The 21,274-nt window shown below is 44.0% G+C and carries 19 protein-coding genes; 8 read left to right on the forward strand and 11 right to left on the reverse strand.

Annotation, left to right across the window (positions count from 1 at the left end; translation table 11 throughout):
- Genes B3V56_RS08965 through B3V56_RS08990 form a run of 6 tightly spaced genes read left to right on the forward strand, consistent with a single transcriptional unit; the run spans position 1 to position 4,162 of the window.
- Positions 1-144, forward strand: a complete 144-nt coding sequence (locus B3V56_RS08965) for a hypothetical protein (protein WP_289284187.1) — start codon at positions 1-3, stop codon at positions 142-144.
- Positions 141-992 carry an HDOD domain-containing protein gene (locus tag B3V56_RS08970; protein WP_289284188.1) on the forward strand — a complete coding sequence of 284 codons (852 nt, stop codon included), beginning with the start codon at positions 141-143 and terminating at the stop codon, positions 990-992. Before B3V56_RS08965 ends, B3V56_RS08970 begins: the two co-directional genes overlap by 4 nt.
- A gap of 37 nt (positions 993-1,029) precedes the next feature.
- Positions 1,030-1,677 (forward strand): adenylate kinase, encoded by a 648-nt coding sequence (locus B3V56_RS08975; RefSeq protein WP_286303921.1) that lies wholly within the window; start codon positions 1,030-1,032, stop codon positions 1,675-1,677.
- A gap of 43 nt (positions 1,678-1,720) precedes the next feature.
- Entirely contained in the window at positions 1,721-2,581 is an 861-nt protein-coding gene (locus tag B3V56_RS08980) for a PfkB family carbohydrate kinase (protein ID WP_289243187.1), read from the forward strand.
- The gene (locus B3V56_RS08985) at positions 2,578-2,925 is read left to right on the forward strand and encodes a Rieske (2Fe-2S) protein (RefSeq protein WP_289243186.1); all 348 of its coding nucleotides are present in this window, start codon (positions 2,578-2,580) and stop codon (positions 2,923-2,925) included. Before B3V56_RS08980 ends, B3V56_RS08985 begins: the two co-directional genes overlap by 4 nt.
- A gap of 34 nt (positions 2,926-2,959) precedes the next feature.
- Positions 2,960-4,162 (forward strand): permease, encoded by a 1,203-nt coding sequence (locus B3V56_RS08990; RefSeq protein ID WP_289243185.1) that lies wholly within the window; start codon positions 2,960-2,962, stop codon positions 4,160-4,162.
- Here B3V56_RS08990 and B3V56_RS08995 read toward each other — a convergent pair.
- The 8 genes from B3V56_RS08995 to leuA form a co-directional block, all read right to left on the reverse strand.
- On the reverse strand, positions 4,152-6,185 hold the full coding sequence (locus B3V56_RS08995) for a tRNA(Met) cytidine acetyltransferase TmcA (RefSeq protein ID WP_289283194.1): 2,034 nt from the start codon (positions 6,183-6,185) through the stop codon (positions 4,152-4,154). The genes B3V56_RS08990 and B3V56_RS08995 overlap by 11 nt on opposite strands.
- A 10-nt stretch (positions 6,186-6,195) precedes the next feature.
- Positions 6,196-6,414, reverse strand: a complete 219-nt coding sequence (locus B3V56_RS09000) for a SlyX family protein (protein WP_286303914.1) — start codon at positions 6,412-6,414, stop codon at positions 6,196-6,198.
- On the reverse strand, positions 6,414-10,112 hold the full coding sequence (gene metH / locus B3V56_RS09005) for a methionine synthase (protein WP_289283193.1): 3,699 nt from the start codon (positions 10,110-10,112) through the stop codon (positions 6,414-6,416). The genes B3V56_RS09000 and metH overlap by 1 nt, the downstream gene beginning before the upstream one ends.
- A 127-nt stretch (positions 10,113-10,239) precedes the next feature.
- On the reverse strand, positions 10,240-12,348 hold the full coding sequence (locus B3V56_RS09010; RefSeq protein WP_289284189.1) for a methyl-accepting chemotaxis protein: 2,109 nt from the start codon (positions 12,346-12,348) through the stop codon (positions 10,240-10,242).
- Positions 12,349-12,600: 252 nt separating this feature from the next.
- Complete coding sequence (locus B3V56_RS09015) at positions 12,601-14,310, reverse strand: potassium/proton antiporter (RefSeq protein WP_289283191.1); 1,710 nt, start codon at positions 14,308-14,310, stop codon at positions 12,601-12,603.
- A 75-nt stretch (positions 14,311-14,385) separates the two neighbouring features.
- Positions 14,386-14,862, reverse strand: coding sequence for an LEA type 2 family protein (locus B3V56_RS09020; protein ID WP_289283190.1), 477 nt, complete (start codon positions 14,860-14,862; stop codon positions 14,386-14,388).
- 181 nt (positions 14,863-15,043) lie between these two features.
- The gene (locus tag B3V56_RS09025) at positions 15,044-15,313 is read right to left on the reverse strand and encodes a hypothetical protein (protein WP_289283189.1); all 270 of its coding nucleotides are present in this window, start codon (positions 15,311-15,313) and stop codon (positions 15,044-15,046) included.
- Positions 15,314-15,538: 225 nt separating this feature from the next.
- Positions 15,539-17,236 (reverse strand): 2-isopropylmalate synthase, encoded by a 1,698-nt coding sequence (gene leuA, locus B3V56_RS09030; protein ID WP_289284190.1) that lies wholly within the window; start codon positions 17,234-17,236, stop codon positions 15,539-15,541.
- Positions 17,237-17,548: 312 nt separating this feature from the next.
- Here leuA and B3V56_RS09035 point away from each other — a divergent pair, with 312 nt between their 5' ends.
- On the forward strand, positions 17,549-18,019 hold the full coding sequence (locus B3V56_RS09035) for an Lrp/AsnC family transcriptional regulator (RefSeq protein WP_289284191.1): 471 nt from the start codon (positions 17,549-17,551) through the stop codon (positions 18,017-18,019).
- Positions 18,020-18,043: 24 nt separating this feature from the next.
- Here the strand turns inward: B3V56_RS09035 and rarD are convergent, their stop codons facing one another.
- Together rarD and B3V56_RS09045 are read right to left on the reverse strand one after the other, a co-directional pair.
- A complete protein-coding gene (rarD, locus tag B3V56_RS09040) occupies positions 18,044-18,925 on the reverse strand; it encodes an EamA family transporter RarD (RefSeq protein WP_286303906.1) in 882 nt (293 codons plus the stop codon).
- Positions 18,926-19,028: 103 nt separating this feature from the next.
- Positions 19,029-19,313 (reverse strand): MGMT family protein, encoded by a 285-nt coding sequence (locus tag B3V56_RS09045; RefSeq protein WP_289283185.1) that lies wholly within the window; start codon positions 19,311-19,313, stop codon positions 19,029-19,031.
- Between the two features lie 168 nt (positions 19,314-19,481).
- Between B3V56_RS09045 and B3V56_RS09050 the strand changes: the two genes are divergently transcribed.
- The gene (locus B3V56_RS09050) at positions 19,482-20,183 is read left to right on the forward strand and encodes a matrixin family metalloprotease (protein WP_289283184.1); all 702 of its coding nucleotides are present in this window, start codon (positions 19,482-19,484) and stop codon (positions 20,181-20,183) included.
- 85 nt (positions 20,184-20,268) lie between these two features.
- Here B3V56_RS09050 and B3V56_RS09055 read toward each other — a convergent pair whose 3' ends face one another.
- Positions 20,269-20,703 (reverse strand): hypothetical protein, encoded by a 435-nt coding sequence (locus B3V56_RS09055; protein WP_289243174.1) that lies wholly within the window; start codon positions 20,701-20,703, stop codon positions 20,269-20,271.
- Positions 20,704-21,274 lie beyond the last annotated feature (571 nt).

Consider the following 21,274-nt stretch of genomic DNA (forward strand, 5'->3'; position numbering starts at 1 on the left):
ATGGCAGACACCATTGAATTAACCGAAGCCCAACGCGGAGAGCGTGATGAACGCTTTCGCTATGTTGATCTGAGTCACCCCCTCATGAAAGCACTGTATGAAATGCAGTTAGACTTGGAAAATGAGCAGGAGGAGCAAACATGAGCCTCACAGCTGAATCACTGGTCAACAAATCACTGGAACTCGTTTCACCACCCACTACTTACACACAGCTCAATGAGCTAATGGAAGATCCCGATAGTAGTATCGATGACATCAGTGCGGTCATTAATACCGATCCGGCATTAGCAACACGTCTGTTAAAAATCGTGAACAGCCCTTTTTATGGCTTTCCCTCTCAAATAAATACTATCTCGCGAGCCATCACCATTATAGGTACACGTGAGCTGACTAATCTAATTCTAGCGACATCGGTACTGAATTCATTCAGAGGCATTCCTACCTCATTGATCAATATGAATGAGTTTTGGCGCCATAGTTTTGCCAGTGCGATTGCCAGCAAGCTGTTGGCTGAAGAATGTGGCCAACGTTCGAGTGAGCGTTTTTTTATTGCCGGCCTGCTTCACAATATTGGTAGTTTGGTTATTTATCAGACAGTCCCCGAACTAGCGCGTGAAGCGATTAACAGTGCTGAGTTTGGCCATGAAATTATTTTTGAAGCCGAGCAGCGGGCAATGAGGTTTGATCATACTCACGTAGGTGAAGCACTGACTAAAGCCTGGCGTCTGCCAAAATCACTTCAGGAAGTCGCACGTTATCACCACTCTCCTTCCGATGCGGATGAGTTCTTGATTGATGCAGCAGTTGTACATATTGCCGACATCTTGGTATCTTCCGTGCCCTTCGGACATAGTGGCGACAGCCATGTTCCTCCGCTAGACCCAGCAGCTTGGGATTTGCTGGGCTTGAATGAATACCAAATTCCGGATTTACTCAGGCAGGTTGCCAAACAAATCCAGCGTTTGGAATCCGTTATGATGACTGAGCATTAGAGTTCAACATAAAATTAATCTATTTAAGAGGCTAACAATGAGAACGGTTCTTCTCGGTGCCCCAGGCTCCGGTAAAGGCACACAAGGCGTTGTGTTATCAAAGAAATTCAATATTCCACAAATCTCTACGGGTGATTTACTGCGTGCGGCAGTAAAAGCGGGATCAGAGTTAGGCAAACAAGCCAAAAGCGCGATGGATGCGGGTGCTCTGGTATCGGATGATATTGTTATCGGTCTGATTCGCGAGCGTTTATCAGAAGAAGATGCTCAAGATGGTTATATTCTTGATGGGTTCCCACGCAATATTGCCCAGGCAGAAGCCTTAGACAGCATGCTTGAGCAATTAGGCCAACCTTTGCAGGGTGTTGTGTTACTAGACGTTCCTTTTGAAGAGTTAATGCAACGTTTAACTGGTCGTCGTACCTGTAAAGACTGTGGTGCCATTTATAATATCCACCTGTCACCACCTAAAAAAGAAGACCAATGTGATAGCTGTGGCGGCGAATTATTTCAGCGCGCTGATGATAATGAAGAAACCATTGGTAATCGTCTGAAAGTATACGAAGAACAGACTGCGCCATTAATTGGTTACTATCAAAGACAGCATAAGCTTCACGCCATTCCTGGCACAGGTGATATTGATGAAATCACCAATGCCGTCGGTGCTGTTTTCGATAACATCTAATCCATCAACACAGATACCGGCCCTAAAGGGCCGGCTTCACTTTATGGCAAATATTTTAGCTGTCGGTATCGCCACCATAGATATCATCAACCGTGTTAACGGCTATCCTCACGAAGATGATGAGATCAGAGCTATCAGCCAGAGTATTCGTCGTGGTGGAAATGCGACAAATACACTGGTCGTTCTCAGTCAGTTAGGCCATCAATGCGCCTGGTCTGGCGTGTTGATTGACGAAAGCGATGCCACTATTGTTAAACAAGATCTAGACGTTCATCAGATCAGCTATCGATTCTGTAAGCAACTCTCTACAGGTAAGTTACCGACCTCTTACATCACGGTGAGCAAGCCAACAGGCAGTCGCACCATCGTGCACTACCGTGATTGTCCCGAGCTGGATTTTCACTTTTTTTCACAACAAGATCTGGCTGGCTTTGACTGGATTCATTTTGAAGGTAGAAATGTCGATGAGCTCGACAAAATGCTGCGATGGTTAAAAACACATTACCCACACTTACCTTGTTCTCTGGAAATAGAGAAACCACGTGAAGGTATAGAAAAACTGTTTCCTCTGGCAGATGTACTGTTATTCTCTAAACCTTATGTGCTCAGTCAGGGATATGACTCCGCTGAGCTGTTTCTTCAGAGTTTATCCCTGCCGAGTCTTATGACTTGTACCTGGGGTGAAACGGGGGCTTGGTTAAAAAACCATGATGTGCTCATTTTTAGTCCAGCTGTCCCTCCTAACGACGTGATTGATACGCTCGCCGCCGGAGATACATTTAATGCCGGCATCATTTCTGGAATGATAAAACAACTAACTGATGAAGAGACACTTTCGTTTGCTTGTCGCCTGGCAGGCAAAAAATGTGGCCAGGAAGGACTGGAGAATTTATTACCGTTATGACAGAAATCTATCTTTGTAATAAAAATGAGCTCAAGGAATACCAAACGCGGGGGTTTAACATTGAGCTGGAAGACGATAAAACACTGGACTGTTTTTTACTGAAACAAGATGGTGAGGTGCGAGCTTATTTAAATTTTTGCCCTCATTTAGGTATCCCACTGAACTGGCAACCCGATCAGTTTATGTCGCTGGAAGGAACCCATATCCAATGTTCAACTCACGGTGCTTTGTTTCAACTGGAAGACGGTTACTGCTTTTCAGGCCCCTGCCGGGGGGAAAGTCTCACACCGCTTAACATTAAGGTTCTAGCATCGGGCGAGGTTTACCTTATTTCCATCTCCTGATACGGTAGATTTATACCTTCCAGGGGAGATTATTTTGCAACTATTGGAAAAATGGTCTGAAGCCTCTCTAACCAGTCTTGGTTTTTTCTGGATGGCGTTGTGGGCATTTATATTTGGCTACATCGTCAGCAGTATTATTCAAGTCATGGTCTCTCGAAAAGAAATGCGAAAGCTTATGGGAGGCGATGATCTTAAATCCATATCAACAGGCACACTATTCGGCTTTATATCTAGCTCATGCAGTTTTGCTGCTTTGTCCACCACACGTGCCTTATTCCAAAAAGGCGCCACTTTCGCCGCTTCTATGGCTTATATGCTGGCTTCAACGAATCTGGTTATTGAACTGGGTTTTGTCATCGCCATTTTTCTAGGCTGGCAATTTGTTATTGGTGAATACCTAGGCGCAATTTTATTAATTCTGATCGCTTGGTTGTTTATTTACTTAACCAACCCTAAATCCCTGATAAAGCAGGCTCGTGATAATCAATCTGAGGATATGCAGGCAAATGAGTCTGATGGACATGCATGGTCACAACTATTCAGCCGAGATATCTGGCAACAAATCAGTCAGAAATATGTCATGGAATGGCAAATGGTATGGAAAGATGTACTAATTGGCTTTACTGTTGCCGGTATCATCTCTGCTTTTGTCCCTGATGCTTTTTTTAAATGGCTATTCATCGGCGCAGGCACAGACAATCCAGACTTCTGGTCAGTCTTACAACAAACATTAGTGGGTCCAATCGCTGCTTTTTTCACTTTCATTGGCTCAATGGGTAATATTCCTCTGGCTGCTGTTTTATACGGCCAAGGAGTTGCCTTCGCTGGTGTGATGGCTTTTATTTTTTCTGATATGGTCGTTCTGCCAGTACTTCGTATTAATGCCAAATATTACGGTTGGAAAATGGCCTTATTCATCCTTATGATGCTGTTTATCTGCCTGGTAATAACATCACTGTTACTTCATTATGGCTTTCAATTATTTGATGTATTACCTAATCCTGAAAACTGGTCATCACCTGCTGAGCAAGACCATTTCAAACTCAACTATAATTTCTTTTTAAATATTGGCTTTTTACTTATTTCAAGCTATCTTTTTTATGACTGGAAACGGTCACAATCAGGCCAACATCATCAAACGTCACTTTCCCTTGGAAAAATAGTAATGAATACACTTGTTACTTTATCAGGTATCTGGTTAGTTGGTGGGGTGATAGTCAAACTGCTTATGAACTAATATCTGCTTCGAAGTCGAGTAATTGACTTACCGCTTTTCTTAATTGTGTAATGATCTGTTTTCGACCAGATAGTTTGAGTTGCTTAGCCGCTTTATCAAATGGCAAACCTTGCAGAATCAACATAATCAATAATTGTTGCTGCTCTTTATGTAACTGTTCAAATCCTGGGCTGGATAGTTGAGACCTGAACCACTGCCATAATGCCCACTCCGAGGACTCATAAGGACGCTGCTTGAATGCAAAACTCTGTATCTGCGGCAACACATCAATACTGAAGGTTTCGTCATCAAGCAATGTCTGGCTAATCTGAATTACCGACTCAGCATCCAGCTCATCCCATTGTCTGCTTAATAAAAACGACCACTGACAAGATAATATTTTACGGGCCTTATCAACCAGGGTCTGCCCCCTTGGCGTCAATGCTTTTAACATCATCACCGATAAACTGCCGGACACCTCATCACGATGTTGACCCAGCCGAACAGTTTCAAATCCGGCTTTGTGCCAGAAATGTAACAAATCCTCCGACATCGCAAAACTCACTCCCACCACATCTGTGTCATCAGTCATTTCGGCAACAGCGCATTTTAATAAATACTGTCCCCAACCTTTCTGCTGAAAGTCAGGGTGTACCGCTATACGACTAATACGCTGATAGTCACACTGTGCCGCATCAATGATTCCCGTATGCACTAATAAAGATTGTGGCAGCAAATGGCCCTTCAACCGCCGTTGACCGTCATAAACAGCCTGAGCAAGCGTGTCCTCAAGCTGCGGTTCGGCGATAGTCCACAGTGTGGCGACGGCTTTACCCTGAAAACGTAAAACACCTATTCGTATATCAGGCTGGTCCAATAACATATGTAAATCAGAAGGTCGTGTACGATAATGCGCCAAAGCCATTAAACCGAAGACTTGCCTGAGCAGGCTTTCATCATTTAATAACTGCCCTTGTTCAAGCTGAACATAGTTCAGCTCATTTAAGGTTGCAGCGTCAATCTCTTGGCTATCAATCGGCTCAGCATCCAGTAATAAAGCCGCAAAACAGAACTGCTCAACGATATCTCCCTCACCCCAGCGAATAGGCTGTTGTAGGCTTAAAGCTCGCCAGTCCGGTGCTAACTTATCCAGTGTTTTATAAAACCGTAAAGCAAACCCTCGCCCGGTGCCTTCATAACCATGGATAGTTGAGCTGAACACCAAACGCGAATATTGAATCAGGTATTGCTCCAACATATTAGCTGGGATAGCAGCAGCTTCATCGATGATCAATAAATCAGTAGTCGGTTGTGCCTGTAAAATGGCATCTGGTGCCATAAATTCAATCATGGCATCCTGCCATGTCACTGACGTTGCACTTAACTTACTTGATGGTAATTGCTGATGGGCATGAAAGAGTAACGTCTGGATATTAGCCGGGCTTGGTGCTGTGACCAGGACATGTTGTTTTCCAGCTTTGAGCAACTCAGCGGCAGCCATACCCAATAAGGCACTTTTCCCCCGACCACGATCCGCTGTTAACACTAACGGGCGACGGCGATGCCCCGTGACTACCCTCTGAACCAACGCTATCGCCTGCTCTTGCTCTTGTGTGGGCTCGATAATAGTGGTGGTTATATTCTTAGCGTGTAATTTGGATATAGAGGGTAAAGACTGCGGCTGATGGAATTGTTGAATTGCTGGAAAGTCAGTTGCAGTTCGAAGAAATCGTCTCAACCATCGGGTCGATGATAATGTACTGTTTAATAAAATAACGACAGTGCCACCAGCTTTGACACAGCCAACGACTGCGCCGAAGGCATCGGCATCAAACTTATTGCTTACCTCAAAAAGTAATAACTCACACTCTTGCCCTAAATGCTGGTGAGCCTGTTTAACATGCACTGTCTGATTGGTGTGCTCAGCATCACTTAACCAAAAACAGCTTGATGACGACACAGACTGGTACAAAGCGTATGCCTGCTGATAAAGCCATTCGATATCGCCTTGTATGATCCAACAGTGACGCTGTGGCAGTGACATACTTTATGGCTCAATAATGCGGTGGTATCTCATGTTCCTGACCATTATTACTCTGATGCATTGAGGTCTGCATAGTACGCATTTGCACCTTTAAGGTTTCAATGGCAAGTTCTAAGCGAGAAATTTGATCTTGCTGGCCAATAATCACTTGATTCAAGTCTTCCAGCAAACCATCCTGGAATGCTAAACGCGTTTGAAGATCAATAATGTCATTCTCATTTACCGTCATTAGTCATCTCCATCATAAGATAATGCCGGTCCCAACCAACGTTCAGCTGTTTGTTTATCCCAACCTTTTCGCTCAGCATAGTCTTCCACCTGATCCTGGTCGATTTTACCCAAGCCAAAATAACGTGACTCAGGGTGGGCAAAATAGAACCCACTGACAGCGGCAGTTGGCAACATGGCATAACTTTCTGTAATGGTCATATCGGCATGGGTAACAGGATCAATCAGCTCCCATAACAGACCTTTCTCAGTATGATCCGGACAGGCAGGATAACCTGGTGCCGGACGAATGCCCTGATATTTCTCATCAATCAAGGCATCATTGTCTAATTGCTCTTCTTTAGCATAACCCCAGAATTCTTTTCGAACCCGTTCATGCATGCGTTCTGCAAAGGCTTCTGCCAGACGATCCGCCAGCGCTTTCAGCATAATGCTGTGATAGTCGTCATGATCTTCTTCAAAGCGTGCAACGTGCTCATCAATGCCAATGCCTGCCGTTACGGCAAACGCCCCAATATAATCATTGACGCCCGTATCTTTTGGCGCGATAAAATCGGCTAAAGCGGCATTTGGACGACCAGGTGGACGCTCGGTTTGTTGACGCAAGCTATGCAACGTCATCAATACCTCATCACGGCTATCGTCACGATACACTTCAATATCATCGTCATTCACGCTATTCGCCGCAAAAAGGCCAATGACCGCTTTGGCTGTCAGCCATTTCTCATCGACGATTTGCTGCAACATTTTTTGTGCATCTTCAAATAGATGTGTGGCGTGCTCGCCAACCACTTCGTCGGTCAGAATACGAGGGTACTTGCCAGCCAGCTCCCAGGATTGGAAAAAAGGCGTCCAATCAATGCGATCCACCAATTCAGCCAGAGGATAGTCATCAAACACCTCCAGACCCAATTTAGCAGGTTTGGTTGGTTGATAAGCGGCCCAGTCAATCTTGGTTTTATTAGCTCGTGCTTCCGTGATACTTAATTGACGTCGACTGCTCTTACGTCCCTTATGTCTTGAACGCTTCTCTTCATAGTCTTTTTTCAGATCAGTAATAAAGGCATCACGTGTATCTTTGGTGACTAAACGTTGAGCCACACCCACCGCACGTGACGCGTCTTTTACATAGATACTGCAGCCATGATAGTTCGGTTCAATTTTCACGGCGGTATGGATTAAAGAAGTAGTGGCTCCACCAATCATCAGTGGGGTTTCCATGCCTAGTCGTTCCATTTCTTTCGCGACATGCACCATTTCATCAAGTGATGGCGTAATCAGACCAGACAAGCCGATAATATCGACTTTTTCTTCGCGTGCCGTATCAAGAATTTTCTGCGCTGGCACCATTACGCCAAGATCAATCACTTCAAAGTTATTACATTGCAATACCACGCCCACGATATTTTTACCGATATCATGTACGTCACCTTTGACGGTGGCCATCAAAATCTTGCCGTTATTTTTGCTATCGTCGCCCTCTTCTTTCGCTGCTTCGATAAAGGGCATCAGATACGCAACAGCTTTTTTCATTACACGGGCAGATTTGACCACCTGAGGTAAAAACATTTTACCTTCGCCAAACAAATCACCCACCACGTTCATACCGTCCATCAACGGCCCTTCAATCACTTCCAGTGGTTTGGCAAATTGTTGGCGCGCTTCTTCTGTATCGTCTTCAACATAATCCGCAATGCCTTTTACCAAAGCATGCTCAAGACGCTTGACGACAGGTAGCTCACGCCAGGCCAAGTCTTCCTGCTTAGCCACACTGCCACCTTCGCCTTTGTATTTTTCGGCGAGTTCCAGCAATCGGTCAGTAGAATCTTCACGGCGGTTTTGGACGACATCTTCTACGGCTTCACGCAATTCTTCAGGCAGATCATCATAGATAGCCAGCTGGCCAGCATTCACAATCCCCATATCCATGCCCGCTTTAATCGCGTGGTAGAGGAAAACCGCATGAATCGCTTCACGCACCGGATTGTTACCACGGAATGAGAATGAGACGTTGGAAACACCACCACTGATCAGCGCATGTGGCAGACTTTGTTTAATATCGTGAACAGCCTCAATAAAATCGACGGCGTAATTATTATGCTCTTCAATACCTGTGGCGACGGCAAAGATGTTGGGATCGAAGATGATATCTTCTGGTGGGAAATGAACTTTCTCTGTCAGCACCTCATAGGAACGTCGACAAATTTCCAGCTTACGTTCACGTGTATCGGCCTGACCGACTTCATCAAAGGCCATCACAATCACCGCTGCACCATAACGGCGAACCAATTTGGCCTGTTCGATAAATTTATCTTCACCCTCTTTCAGGCTGATGGAGTTAACAATGCCTTTACCTTGAATACATTTCAGACCTGCCTCGATAACGTCCCATTTGGATGAGTCAATCATGATAGGCACACGGCTGATATCTGGTTCAGCAGCGAGTAAGTTAAGGAAGGTGACCATGGCCTCTTTCGAGTCCAGCATGCCCTCATCCATATTGATGTCAATGATTTGAGCACCGTTTTCTACTTGCTGACGCGCCACTTCCAGTGCCGTATCGTAATCGCCTTCTTTGATTAGCTTGGCGAAACGCGCCGAGCCCGTGACATTGGTACGTTCGCCTACATTCACAAATAAACTGTCAGGGGTAATATTCAGAGGTTCTAAACCACTCAAACGGCAGTGATGTAGATTCTGCTTTGGCTGACGAGGCTGAATACCCTCTACTGCATCAGCAATCGCTTTGATATGAGCAGGGGCGGTACCGCAGCAGCCTCCAACAATATTTAAGAAACCAGACTCAGCCCACTCTTTAATCTGTGCTGCCATGACTTCTGGTGATTCATCATACTCACCGAACTCATTAGGTAAGCCTGCATTGGGGTGAGCACTGATATGACAAGTCACTACATTGGCTAACTCTTCCACGTACTGACGTAACTGCTCCGCACCCAGTGCACAGTTCAGGCCAATGCTCAGAGGCTGGATATGCGCCAGCGAGTTCCAGAATGCTTCGGCCGTTTGGCCTGAAAGTGTACGACCACTGGCATCAGTAATCGTGCCTGAAATCATGACCGGGATATGTACACCATTTCGTTCGCAGAACTGATCAATCGCAAACAAGGCGGCTTTGGCATTTAAGGTGTCAAACACCGTTTCGACCAGCAACAAATCAGCACCGCCATCAACCAAACCACGAATGGCTTCCATGTATGCATCAACCAGTTCATCAAAACTGACATTTCGAAAGCCAGGATTATTCACATCAGGAGAGATACTGGCCGTGCGGTTAGTTGGGCCCAATACACCGGTGACAAAACGTGGCTTGTCTGGGTTGTTAGCCGTAAATTCATCAGCCACTTCTTTAGCTAATTCGGCTGAGATTTTATTTAACTCATAAACCAGATCTTCCATCTGGTAATCAGCCATGGCAATTGACGTACCATTAAAGGTGTTCGTTTCAACAATATCCGCACCGGCTTCAAAATAGGCACGATGGATATCGCGAATAATTTGCGGCTGGGTCAAAGACAAAAGATCGTTATTGCCTTTTACATCACAGGGATGATCTGCAAATCGCGCACCACGAAAATCTTTTTCTTCCAGCTTATAACTTTGGATCAACGTCCCCATTCCACCGTCTAGAATCAGAATACGTTGCTCAAGTAAGGATTTAATTTGTTGATGCACAGTCATTTAAAGCAGATTTCCCATCTGGTAAAGCGATTATAAAAATCGCACAATTATACCAGATACTCATCACGACTTTTGAACTGTGACAGATTGAACTCAGCCAGCATCGCTACTGGCTGAGCATTAGAATTTATACCTTAAATGACGATAAGCCTGTTTGTAACTCATTGGCTGTGGCATCCAAATCGCTACCGACCTGACTGAGTTCTTTTGCACCCTCAGCTGTCTGCTGAACCAAATCCGAAATACGGGTTAAATTTTCACTGACATTTTCACAAACATTGCTTTGCTCTTCTGTCGCGGATGCAATCTGTAAGGTCATCTCAGAGACTTCATCAATCGCGGTTCTAATTTTGATTAAAGCGCTGGCAGCAGAATGCGCTAATTCCACGCTATGCTCGACCTGCTCGCCACTTTTCTTCATAGCGACAGAGGCTTCTTTATTTCCTTGGTTCAGTAAGGCCAAACGATTTTGAATCTCCACAGTCGCTGATTGTGAACGATTCGCCAACGCTCTCACCTCATCTGCCACCACGGCAAAACCACGACCTTTTTCACCGGCTCTGGCCGCTTCAATCGCAGCATTCAAAGCTAATAGGTTTGTTTGTTCAGCAATGCCCTGAATTTCGACCAGAATCTCTGCAATGGCGCCACTATTCTTGACTAGTTGATCCAATGCAGCTTCAGAGAGTTGAACACTATTTTTCACATCACTGATTGATTGGGCATTCTGACTCACCAGATCCGCACCCGCTTCTGTTGATTGATGCGCATCACTGACTAATGTTGCGGTGCGCTCTGCGTTACCAGCAATCTGCTGAGCTGAAGCCGACATTTCAGTGACTGCAGAGACCATCTGATCCAGTAAACTGCTCTGTTCATTCATCTGTTCACTGGTTTGTTGACTAATTTGCTTACCTTGAGCAGATAAGGCACTTATGCGATTACCAATCGGCAACATCCCCTTAATCAAAGTCTGTAGTTTTTGAATAAAGGTATTCAATAAATTTGCCAGCTTACTGGTTTCATCCTGACGAGTGACAGTAATTTGTTGTGTCAGATCCCCTTCGCCTCCGGCCAGTTTACCAACAATACCGGTCATATCATGCAGAGGTTTGACACTGCTTTTGGCAACAAACCAGACAATGACCACACCAATCATCGCAAACAAAAAACCCAGCAGAGTCGTCTGACTGATAAAGCGTGATTGTTGCTGATCCATAAAGGCTTGTTGTTGCTGAAGATCAGCATAAATAACGGACTCAGGCACGGAGATATAAACAGTCCAATGAGTACCCGTATCACCTAGTTTGAAAGGTTTTAACACTTTCAAAGCATCATCAGCAGCAAAAATAGTACTCTCATCTGACATGGATAGATTGTTAACTTTACTCACAAGATCAGCGTCGACTGACTTCAGATTTTTACCGACTAATTCTGGATTCTCACTATCAGCAACAATGACGCCCTTTGGACTAACTAATAAAATCTCACCAGCGCCGTCATAGAGCTGTTTATCGACTTTCACGATATTGGACTGTAGGAAGTCAGCACTGATATCAATCCCTGTCATACCAATAAAATTACCATTCTTCGTTACTGGTACAACCATACTGGTTAGCAATACATCCTTCCCATTTATCGGATAGATATAAGGGTCAACAACGCAGCTTTTGTTGGACTCTTTGGGACATAAATAATATTCACCGGCTCTCACACCATTATCGTCAAGCGTCTGGTCTTCTAATCCAACTAAACTCTCGACGGTGAAACCATCATTATCGCCATGAATCACATAGGGTAGAAACCGGCCACTCTTATCACTACCAACGGTTGATGGATACAAAGCATCTGAAAAATCAAACTTATTGGGTTCAAAGGCAACATAGGTACCCAGGAAATTAGGACTCAGATTCAAGGTCTTTTTTAGGGTATCCAAAGCCAGTTGACGTTTGTCTATAGTATTAGAAACACTGGCTAACGATTGCATGGACATCGACGTAGATGTGGCCACGTTCAATGCTTTCTCCAGAGGGACGAGCAGGCTGGCACTGGTATCACTGGCGAGTAGTCCGAGATAAGATTCCGCCTGATTTTTTGTCAGTTCGCTATTGTATTCTGTGAGTGATTGATTAATTTTGCCAAAGTTATACATCGCTACCAAGGCGGTCACGAGCACAACAGAGAGTAGACTAAGTCCAGCCCAGAAGCTAAACCGTTGCTGAATAGATAAATTCATACTGACTCCACACAAAGCGGTTCCCCGTCAACATCGCAGCATGTTTATCAGCTGAGAAATAAAGCTAAACCTTTATAGTGAAAGACTCAAACAGGCACAAACCAGGCAGACAGTTCTTCATTAAACAGCAGCCGGAAAATGTTCTATGAATGACAACAGGGCACCAAAGAAATGATGATGCGCAAAATATGACAGAAAGCCTCTCAGAAAACAATGTTTAATGAGAGGAAACATGAACTATTTCCGTTTTTTCTAATATAAACGCATTCCGACCTTTTTCACGGTGTCTCCATCAACCTCATTCACGACCCAATGAATGCCGTGCCAATCTATGTCATCACCTACAACAGGGTGCCCCCCCACCCGCCGTGCAATAAACTCGCCTAAACTCACACCCACTTCCTGGGGACTGATCGTCAAACCATAGGCTTTAGCGATATCCACTAACATTGCCTCACCATTGAGAACAAAAGAACCAAAAAAAGCTAATTGCTTCTGATTCAGCTGAGTATCGCCATTAAATAATTCATTTAGATTATCTAAGTCCTCCTCACGGCTGATCACGCATAGAATATCGCCTAGTTTTAGACGCGTACTGCCTTTAGGATGAATCATCTCCTCATGCCGGAATAAGGCAGAAATCATCGCGCCAGATGGAAAACGAAGTAAACGAATAGGTTGGTCGTCGAGACGTTGGTTCTCTACTTTATAGACAAACATTTCAAAATCGCGCTCAGGCAAGATACCTAAAGAACCGCGTTGTCTTGGACTGGCCTTTTTAGGGATCTGCACTCGCATCCATTTTGCCATCGGTAATAAAGTACCGCCTTGGATAAGTAGCGATAACAACACAACAGCAAACGCCACATTAAAATACATCGGGGCATTATCTACCCCACCTATGACAGGAAAAATCGCCAGCACAATAGGCACAGCTCCTCGTAATCCCACCCAGGAAATAAAACCAATTTCACGCCAGCGGAATTTAAAAAACGGTTTTACGGAGAGAATGACTGCCAGTGGCCTTGCAATGAATATCAGGGCTAAGGCTATCACGAGTGAGGGTAAAGCATATTCCATTAATTCGGTTGGAGTGACCAGCAAACCCAGCACCAGGAATAAACCAATCTGGCTTAACCAGGCCAGACCATCATACACTGGCAAAATATGCTGTAATTGACGGGTGTTTTCACTGCCTATCATCAAACCACAGAGATAGATAGCCAGAAAACCACTGCCCCCCATCCAGGACGCTAAACCAAAAATACTAAACCCCAGTGCTAATGCCAACAGTGAGTACAAGCCTGGCATTAACTCCAGTCTTGCCAATAAACGCTTAACTAACCAGCCACCGAACAGACCAATACCAATACCAAAGCCGAATTGTTGAAGGAAAAACAGTACATTGCCTAACACAGTGTTTTCATCACTAATCAATAACTGGATGAACATCAATGTAAGAAAAATCGCCATCGGATCGTTGGTGCCAGACTCGATTTCTAGCGTCGCCCCAACTCGTTCGTTGATATTAATGCCCTGACCACGCAACATAGAAAAGACTGCAGCGGCATCTGTCGACCCTACAATCGCACCAATCAATAAACCTTCAACCAGTGTTAGATTGAATATCCACATGGCTATTAACCCCACCACACCGCTGGTGATAAACACACCTATCGTTGCCATGGATAAAGCAGGTTTAAAGCCGACACGAAATGTTTTGAGGCGAGTACGCATACCGCCATCGAGCAAAATCATGGCGAGTGCCAAATGACCGATAACGAATGCCACGGAATAATTATCAAACTGAATACCTAATATGCCATCTTCTCCGGCCAGCATGCCCAGTGCCAGGAAAATGATCAGCAATGGCAAACCAAAAATAGAAGATAAGCGGCTGGCCAGAATGCTTAAAGCAATCAAGGTTCCGCTTAACAAAAACAACATACTTATCGAATTCATAAAGGCGCTTTTATCAGTGATCTATGGACTAAACATAGCAACAAATGCTCTGAAGAGCACGAAATGACAGTGAATTTATTGAGATGATGATGGCCGTTTTAAACTCAACTCTCCAGCTTCTTCAATGTCAATAAACGGAAAAAGACTACCGATATCCAAACGTGCCTTAAATCGATATTTAACCGCATCCTGATGATGAGACATTAACTGACTAATCAATTTCGCACTACCAAGCAAATCTGGTACTGCTTGGATTGTAAATTCTTCGGTGCCGTATGCCGCAACTCGTGGTAAATCCGGTTCAGCTCCACTCAATATCCGATAACCATCTACTTCAACGGAGTAGCTCACCCCCTTCAATGGTAGCGCTTGTCGATTAGGATTAATCACTTGTAAACCGATAAGGAATGTAGGTGTTGAGGCAGTTGAGGACGGTGCCAGATTAAACGAAGTGATATTGACTTGAGGTTGTTCAAATTCAGGCGACAAGCTCGCACATGCCGACAAGAAATAAACCATGGTGAATAGAAAAATAAAGCGGAGTTGTCGCATAACTCGGTCCTGTTGTTGTTCATTGATGCAATAAGAAAGTTAAGTATTAATATAGACGCAACGCCTTAATTCAAGCTTATTCAATCGATACTTGTTTTAGTGACATAAAAAAACGCCGCATATTTCGGTCAATATGCGGCGTTTAATCGCTTTAATGGGACTTTATCCCATTCAGAAACGGTTATTGACCTCGTTCCTGAAGCTCCTCGTTTTCATCCATTTCATGTGCAGGATGAGGAGCGTTAGCTGCATCTTCAGCTTCTTTCATATTTTCTTTGTAGTCTTCACTCATTTTTTTATCTTTATGAGTGTCAACTGACTCTCCCATTTCATGGGCGGGATGTTTTGCACCTTCATGAGAGTCTTTATGCTCATTCGCAAACGCCATGCTTGATGCGAATAGAAGCGTGAATACTACTGATAACAATGTTGTAAATTGTTTGTTTAACATTATTTTCTCCTTTGTTTGAACTATCAAACATCGGTAAAAAGAGCCTGAATATTGAATTTATCATTCAGGACTGATTCCTACCCTAACGAATTATTCATATGAGATCAAATCGCCAAGAAACAAAATAACCTTAATAATCAACAACTCACGCCCACATCATTTATTCAATGATTATCCTTAACGCTAGTCAAGACAATCCTTACAGCTGACTCAGGATATCACTGATTAACTGACTGCTTTTTTATCAACGGCTACAGAAGTGCCAGTATTCATAAAGCGATTGACTCCGTTTAATAATGCTTTTATCGCTGAAGTAGTGATGTTTTTATCCTGCCCCACACCGAACACGGTTGCATGCTCTCCCACCTTGACTTCAACATAGCTCACCGCCGTTGCGTCAGAACCGGCCGTCATGCCATGTTCATGATAATCCGCGACAGTCACTGTTTCACCGATATGCTCTGAGATAGCTTTGGCCACAGCATCCAATGGTCCATTGCCTTGTCCCTTTAACTCAATACGCTGTTGCTCATATTTCACCACCACATGGCTCATGACTTGATGACTTTCCTCATCAACGATATGACTTCCCATATATTGATAAGGACTGTTCACTTGCACGTATTCATCATCAAACAGTGAGACGATATTCTCAGCGTTAATCTCACGACCACTGCTGTCACTGACCTTTTGAACCACTTTGCTGAACTCAATCTGCAAACGACGTGGCAATTCAAAGCCGGCATGTTGCTGTAACAAGAAACTCACGCCACCTTTGCCGGACTGACTGTTGACCCTCACCACAGCATCGTAACTACGATTTACATCGGCTGGATCAATGGGTAAATAAGGTACCTGCCAATAGTCATCCGCTTTTTGTACGGCCAATCCTTTTTTAATCGCATCCTGATGCGAGCCAGAAAAAGCCGTAAACACTAATTCACCCGCATAAGGATGGCGCGGATGCACGGGCAATTGTGTGGCTTCTTCAAACAATTGTCGGATCTGATCCATCTGAGTGAAATCAAGCTCAGGATCAATTCCCTGCGAATATAAATTCATCGCCAAGGTGATCAAGTCCACATTACCCGTGCGTTCACCATTACCAAATAAACAACCTTCCACACGATCAGCACCCGCCATGACAGCTAACTCAGCTGCTGCTACCGCCGTGCCGCGATCATTATGTGGGTGCACACTCAGAATAATGCTGTCGCGTTGATTTAAATGTCGATGCATCCATTCCACCTGATCGGCATAGGTATTCGGCGTCGCCATTTCTACTGTTGCCGGCAAGTTGATGATCATCTTATGTTCTGGTGTTGGCTGCCAGATGGCCGTCACCGCGTCACAAACCTCTTTCGCAAACTCCATTTCCGCACTGGAAAAGGTCTCAGGTGAATATTGGTATACCCATTCGGTTTCTGGCTGTTTTGCCGTCATCTCTTTCACCCAACGCGTTCCACGCTCAGCGATCTCTTTCACCCCAGCCTTATCAGTGCGATAGACAATTTCACGAAAAGCAGGGGCAATCGGGTTATACATATGCAAAATAGCGCGTTTGGCACCTTTCAAGGATTCCACGGTTCGGGCAATTAAATCCTCTCTGGCCTGCGTTAACACTTCAATCGTGACATCATCAGGAATACGATTTTCGTCAATCAAACGGCGAACAAAATTAAAGTCCGTTTCTGAGGCTGATGGAAAACCAACCTCAATTTCTTTAAAGCCCATATCTACCAGGGCCAGGAAAAACCGCATTTTGGTATCAACAGACATCGGATCAATCAAAGCCTGATTACCGTCACGTAAATCTGTACTCATCCAGATTGGGGCTTTATCCAATACCACATTGGGCCACTGCCGATCAGGCAATTGGATAGCATCAAAGCGACGATATTTTTGAGCGGGCTGACTAATCATGTCTGACTCCTGACAATAACTATTAATGACACACAAGTTGCTGAAACAAATTTGCCTGACTCACCATATGAACCGGGTTAATTCATACTTTTCCGATGGGCCTTTCATGAGTTTTGATCATGTCAGTTCATCGTGCCAGCTGCGCTTTTGACGCATCGGCTATCAGTTCCAGCCATGTGAAATAGTATAAAGAAGTCACTATGGAATTAAATTGCTATATTTGCATAAAACCGACTTAAACAAGAATAATATTGCTTAAAAAGCATAAATATTGAAACATATAACCACAATAAAATTTAATGGAGAAATTACATGTCTGACAACCTCGATAAATACGACATCATGATCCTGCAAAAATTACAGACTGACGGTCGTATTACCAACCAGGAATTAGCCGAAGCTATCAAGCTCTCGCCGTCCCCTTGTCTACGGCGTGTCAAACAGATGGAGGAAAAAGGCTTAATTGACGGTTATGTGGCTTTACTCAACGCCAAAAAATTAGGTCTGACCTTGATGGCTTTTATTGGTATTAGTATGGACAAACACACACCGGAGCGTTTTGAAGCACTGGAGACCACACTTGCCAGCTATCCTGAGGTACTCGAATGTCACCTCATTACCGGCCAATCTGCCGATTATTTATTAAAGGTGATTGTGAAAGATATGGATGCCTATCAACAATTCCTGCTCAATAAACTAACGCGCATTGAGGGTGTGACAGGAGTTCATACCTCGTTTGTCATGAAATCACCTATCAAAACAACGGCGCTGCCGGTTGGTTGATGTAGTGAGTAGATCAGCCAAAACTTATGACGCAGGTCGTTTCTGTTTTTGTAACTGCCACATCCCCATCATAAACAACACCATCGCCGACCAAACGAGAATAAATGTGACTAACCTGGCTTGAGGGAAATGCTCATCTAACACGTAGACCCCAATCAAAAATTGTATGGTCGGATTGATATACATAATAAAACCGACAATAGATAAATTGATGCGACGAGTGGCCATGGCAAATAAAACCAAAGGTAATGCCGTCAGAAAACCAGAGCTAATGAGCAAAACGGTCGTCGTTGTATCTTCGCCGAATTGTAATATCGATTCTGTTGAATTTGACTGCCAGCCAATCCACAACAAAACAAAAGGCATTAACCACAACGCTTCGATGGTTAATCCATTTATCCCATCAATCGGGTGCACCTTACGTATCAGCCCATAGAATGCAAAAGCAAATGAGAGCACCACGCCTACCCACGGTAAACTGCCAAACGACCACAACTCCCAGAGCACGGCTAGAAAAGCAATGCCCCCAGCTATGGCCTGTAAAGGATGCAGCGACTCTTTTAGTAAAAGCCTCCCCATCAATAAACTCACTAGAGGCATGATGAAGTAACCTAAACTGGCTTCAAGCACACGATGCTGCCCAACGGCCCAGATATAGACCAGCCAGTTAATCGCAATAAACACCGCTGAGCCACCAAGCCAGAGTAAGGTCGTTTTATTATGTAACGCTTCCCATAAATGCTTGCCACGTCTTAAGGCCAGGCCCACGGTCAAAGTCGCTACCAGTGACCAGATAATCCGATGCGCCGTAACTTCAATCGGTGACACGTGACTCAGGAAACTGAAAAAGAGAGGAAAAAGCCCCCAGATGGTATAAGCCAGAACGGCTAAGATTAAACCTTGCATGGTGTTCTCAGAAATTTAAACACATATGGTATCAGTGGCGCTTGTTACCATAAATACTCTTATTAATATATCCACATCCTCATTGGCAAAATGAGGGCTGACCTTACTGATACTGATAAACCGATAAGGCTATCTTGCCGTTATTCACTACAATATTTTCAGCGAGGAGCCTCTGTAACTGCTCCCGGTATTTCTCACTTCCCTCTGGAAAAGAAGATCGTCCTTGAGCATTGACAACGCGGTGCCAGGGCAAATGTGTGTCTGGTGGAAGTTTTTTAAGAACGGTACCTACGTAGCGGGCATACCCCGGGTAACCACAACTGATTGCAATTTGCCCATAGGTCATGACTTGACCATAAGGAATAGCATCAACCGTTTGCCATATCATTTTATCGAGCTCATCCATCAGAATATTTTTTGATTATCCTCATTCGTTTGCTTATCCAAGCAGACTGGAAGTGATATTTATGGCTAGACTATGAAGCCGAAAAATGTGATAAATTTCACATTAGCTGGATAGCTAATTTACACCAAACTTAAGACAAGGATGACTTCAGTGAAACTCTTTTTAAGCCTATTTTGTTTATTCTTTTTTATTTCCACAGCCAATGCTTACACCATCTCTCCCGATCCGATAAAAAAGTGGGGCGACCCCACATTGGGTACAGGGGCAACGATTAGTTATAGCTTCATGCTGGGTAGTGAAGAATGTGACCAAGCGGTTTGCTCTCCACTAAACAGTTTTATGCCCACGGGTTTTCAGCAAGAAATTACAAAAGCCTTTAATGCCTGGAGTACTGTCGCTAACCTCAATTTTATTGAAGTAGCAGATGATGGTGCTAACTTTAATACACTCACGACATCAGGTGATATTCGAATTGGAGGTGAAGCGATTGATGGCCCGAGCGGGGTATTAGCGCATGCCTTTTATCCAGATACCCACTGGTATTTCTCTGCAGGTGGTGATTTGCATTTTGATAGTGCAGAGACATGGAGTATCGATAGTCTCGTAGACGGTATCAATATTTTCTGGGTAGCCTTACATGAAATTGGGCACTCACTTGGACTGGGGCACTCCGAGGCATCTAAATCAGTAATGGGACCTTTTTATAATCCTTCACTTACCGGCCTTCAAGCTGATGATATCGCCGGTATTCAATACCTTTATGGCGCTAATATCTCAGCCGTCCCTATACCAACTTCATTCTGGTTATTACTGTCTGGTTTCATCGGCTTGATACGTCTTCGTCGATACTGATAACCACAATATGACTAGCTTAAACACATCTTGCATGTGTTTAAGCCTAAACAGGTCAGCCTGATTCAGACTGACCTGTTTTCGATTATTGACAGCTGACTTGATAGCCATCTTTCACGCGGTTAAAGCTGTAAGTATTGTCGTTACCTTTCTGTTCATAATTCAGCTCGTCATCAGCTAATTCGAGATTCTCATAATGAATTTGCTTACCGATCTGATCAGAAGGACCACCATTCATATCCTGAAAAGCAGCAATGACCGTGTGCATTTCGTCCCCTTCCATCTTCCATTGACCACGCTCTTTTTGAACCCATGACAGATTTTCGCCATCACAGACTAGAAATAATGCCGCATAACTTTGATCAGGCTCACGTTTGACTAACCATTTCATGGTTTCGCCATCATGTTGGGTTTCGGCATACCAGGTGCCAATTAAATCATCAAATGTCACATCTGCAACAGCCACACTTGATACGGATAAACCAGCCAACACGGCATACAACATTGGTTTTAATTTCATGGGAATCAACCTCCTTAGATGTCTACACAGGTATAGGAGGACTCATTACTCAAACAAGATTCAGAACACCCACCTAACTCATCCGATAACACTAATCTCGCTGCTCATGCAGAACAAGGCATCCTAGTGATAATTGGGATTGACTCCTAGATCGGTAATGCAGCGTTATCGCAAAAGCCCTGTTTTTCAATATCAGCTTGCTGCAAAAACAGAACTTTTTTACTGTCTTTTCAGGAGATGGAAATGACTTTCAAGTCAGAGCAAAGCGGTCAATCATTACCGACTGAGCAATTTAGGCATGTCTAAGGAAAAAGACATAGAGAGCTTAACAATCAATAAAATAGGAAATATATTCAGAAAAGAATCCCGCCTATCAAAGCAGAGTGATAGCTAAATATTCGGATATAAATTGTTTGAGGAAGGCTTTTCATATTAACACTAAATATCCAGTTGTGAAGTGGTAGTACGTTTATAGGGATGACATTGGCAAAATAATCTTTATTCACTCTTTGCATCAGTGATTTCTTGCACCATAATCAACCTCAGGTCTCCAACTAACCAAAGAGGATCT

This window comes from Methylophaga sp. UBA2513, assembly GCF_002341285.1.
In the GTDB taxonomy this organism is placed as follows: Bacteria; Pseudomonadota; Gammaproteobacteria; order Nitrosococcales; family Methylophagaceae; genus Methylophaga; species Methylophaga marina.

Coding starts and splice junctions, on each gene's coding strand:
- B3V56_RS09055 (WP_289243174.1), bottom strand. CDS start 20,703: ATGAAATTAAAACCAATGTTGTATGCCGTGTTGGCTGGTTTATCCGTA.
- B3V56_RS08995 (WP_289283194.1), bottom strand. CDS start 6,185: ATGTCACTGCCACAGCGTCACTGTTGGATCATACAAGGCGATATCGAA.
- B3V56_RS08985 (WP_289243186.1), top strand. CDS start 2,578: ATGACAGAAATCTATCTTTGTAATAAAAATGAGCTCAAGGAATACCAA.
- B3V56_RS08970 (WP_289284188.1), top strand. CDS start 141: ATGAGCCTCACAGCTGAATCACTGGTCAACAAATCACTGGAACTCGTT.
- B3V56_RS09010 (WP_289284189.1), bottom strand. CDS start 12,348: ATGAATTTATCTATTCAGCAACGGTTTAGCTTCTGGGCTGGACTTAGT.
- B3V56_RS09035 (WP_289284191.1), top strand. CDS start 17,549: ATGTCTGACAACCTCGATAAATACGACATCATGATCCTGCAAAAATTA.
- B3V56_RS09020 (WP_289283190.1), bottom strand. CDS start 14,862: ATGCGACAACTCCGCTTTATTTTTCTATTCACCATGGTTTATTTCTTG.
- leuA (WP_289284190.1), bottom strand. CDS start 17,236: ATGATTAGTCAGCCCGCTCAAAAATATCGTCGCTTTGATGCTATCCAA.
- B3V56_RS08975 (WP_286303921.1), top strand. CDS start 1,030: ATGAGAACGGTTCTTCTCGGTGCCCCAGGCTCCGGTAAAGGCACACAA.
- B3V56_RS08980 (WP_289243187.1), top strand. CDS start 1,721: ATGGCAAATATTTTAGCTGTCGGTATCGCCACCATAGATATCATCAAC.
- rarD (WP_286303906.1), bottom strand. CDS start 18,925: ATGCAAGGTTTAATCTTAGCCGTTCTGGCTTATACCATCTGGGGGCTT.
- B3V56_RS09015 (WP_289283191.1), bottom strand. CDS start 14,310: ATGAATTCGATAAGTATGTTGTTTTTGTTAAGCGGAACCTTGATTGCT.
- B3V56_RS09000 (WP_286303914.1), bottom strand. CDS start 6,414: ATGACGGTAAATGAGAATGACATTATTGATCTTCAAACGCGTTTAGCA.
- B3V56_RS09045 (WP_289283185.1), bottom strand. CDS start 19,313: ATGATATGGCAAACGGTTGATGCTATTCCTTATGGTCAAGTCATGACC.
- B3V56_RS08965 (WP_289284187.1), top strand. CDS start 1: ATGGCAGACACCATTGAATTAACCGAAGCCCAACGCGGAGAGCGTGAT.
- metH (WP_289283193.1), bottom strand. CDS start 10,112: ATGACTGTGCATCAACAAATTAAATCCTTACTTGAGCAACGTATTCTG.
- B3V56_RS09025 (WP_289283189.1), bottom strand. CDS start 15,313: ATGTTAAACAAACAATTTACAACATTGTTATCAGTAGTATTCACGCTT.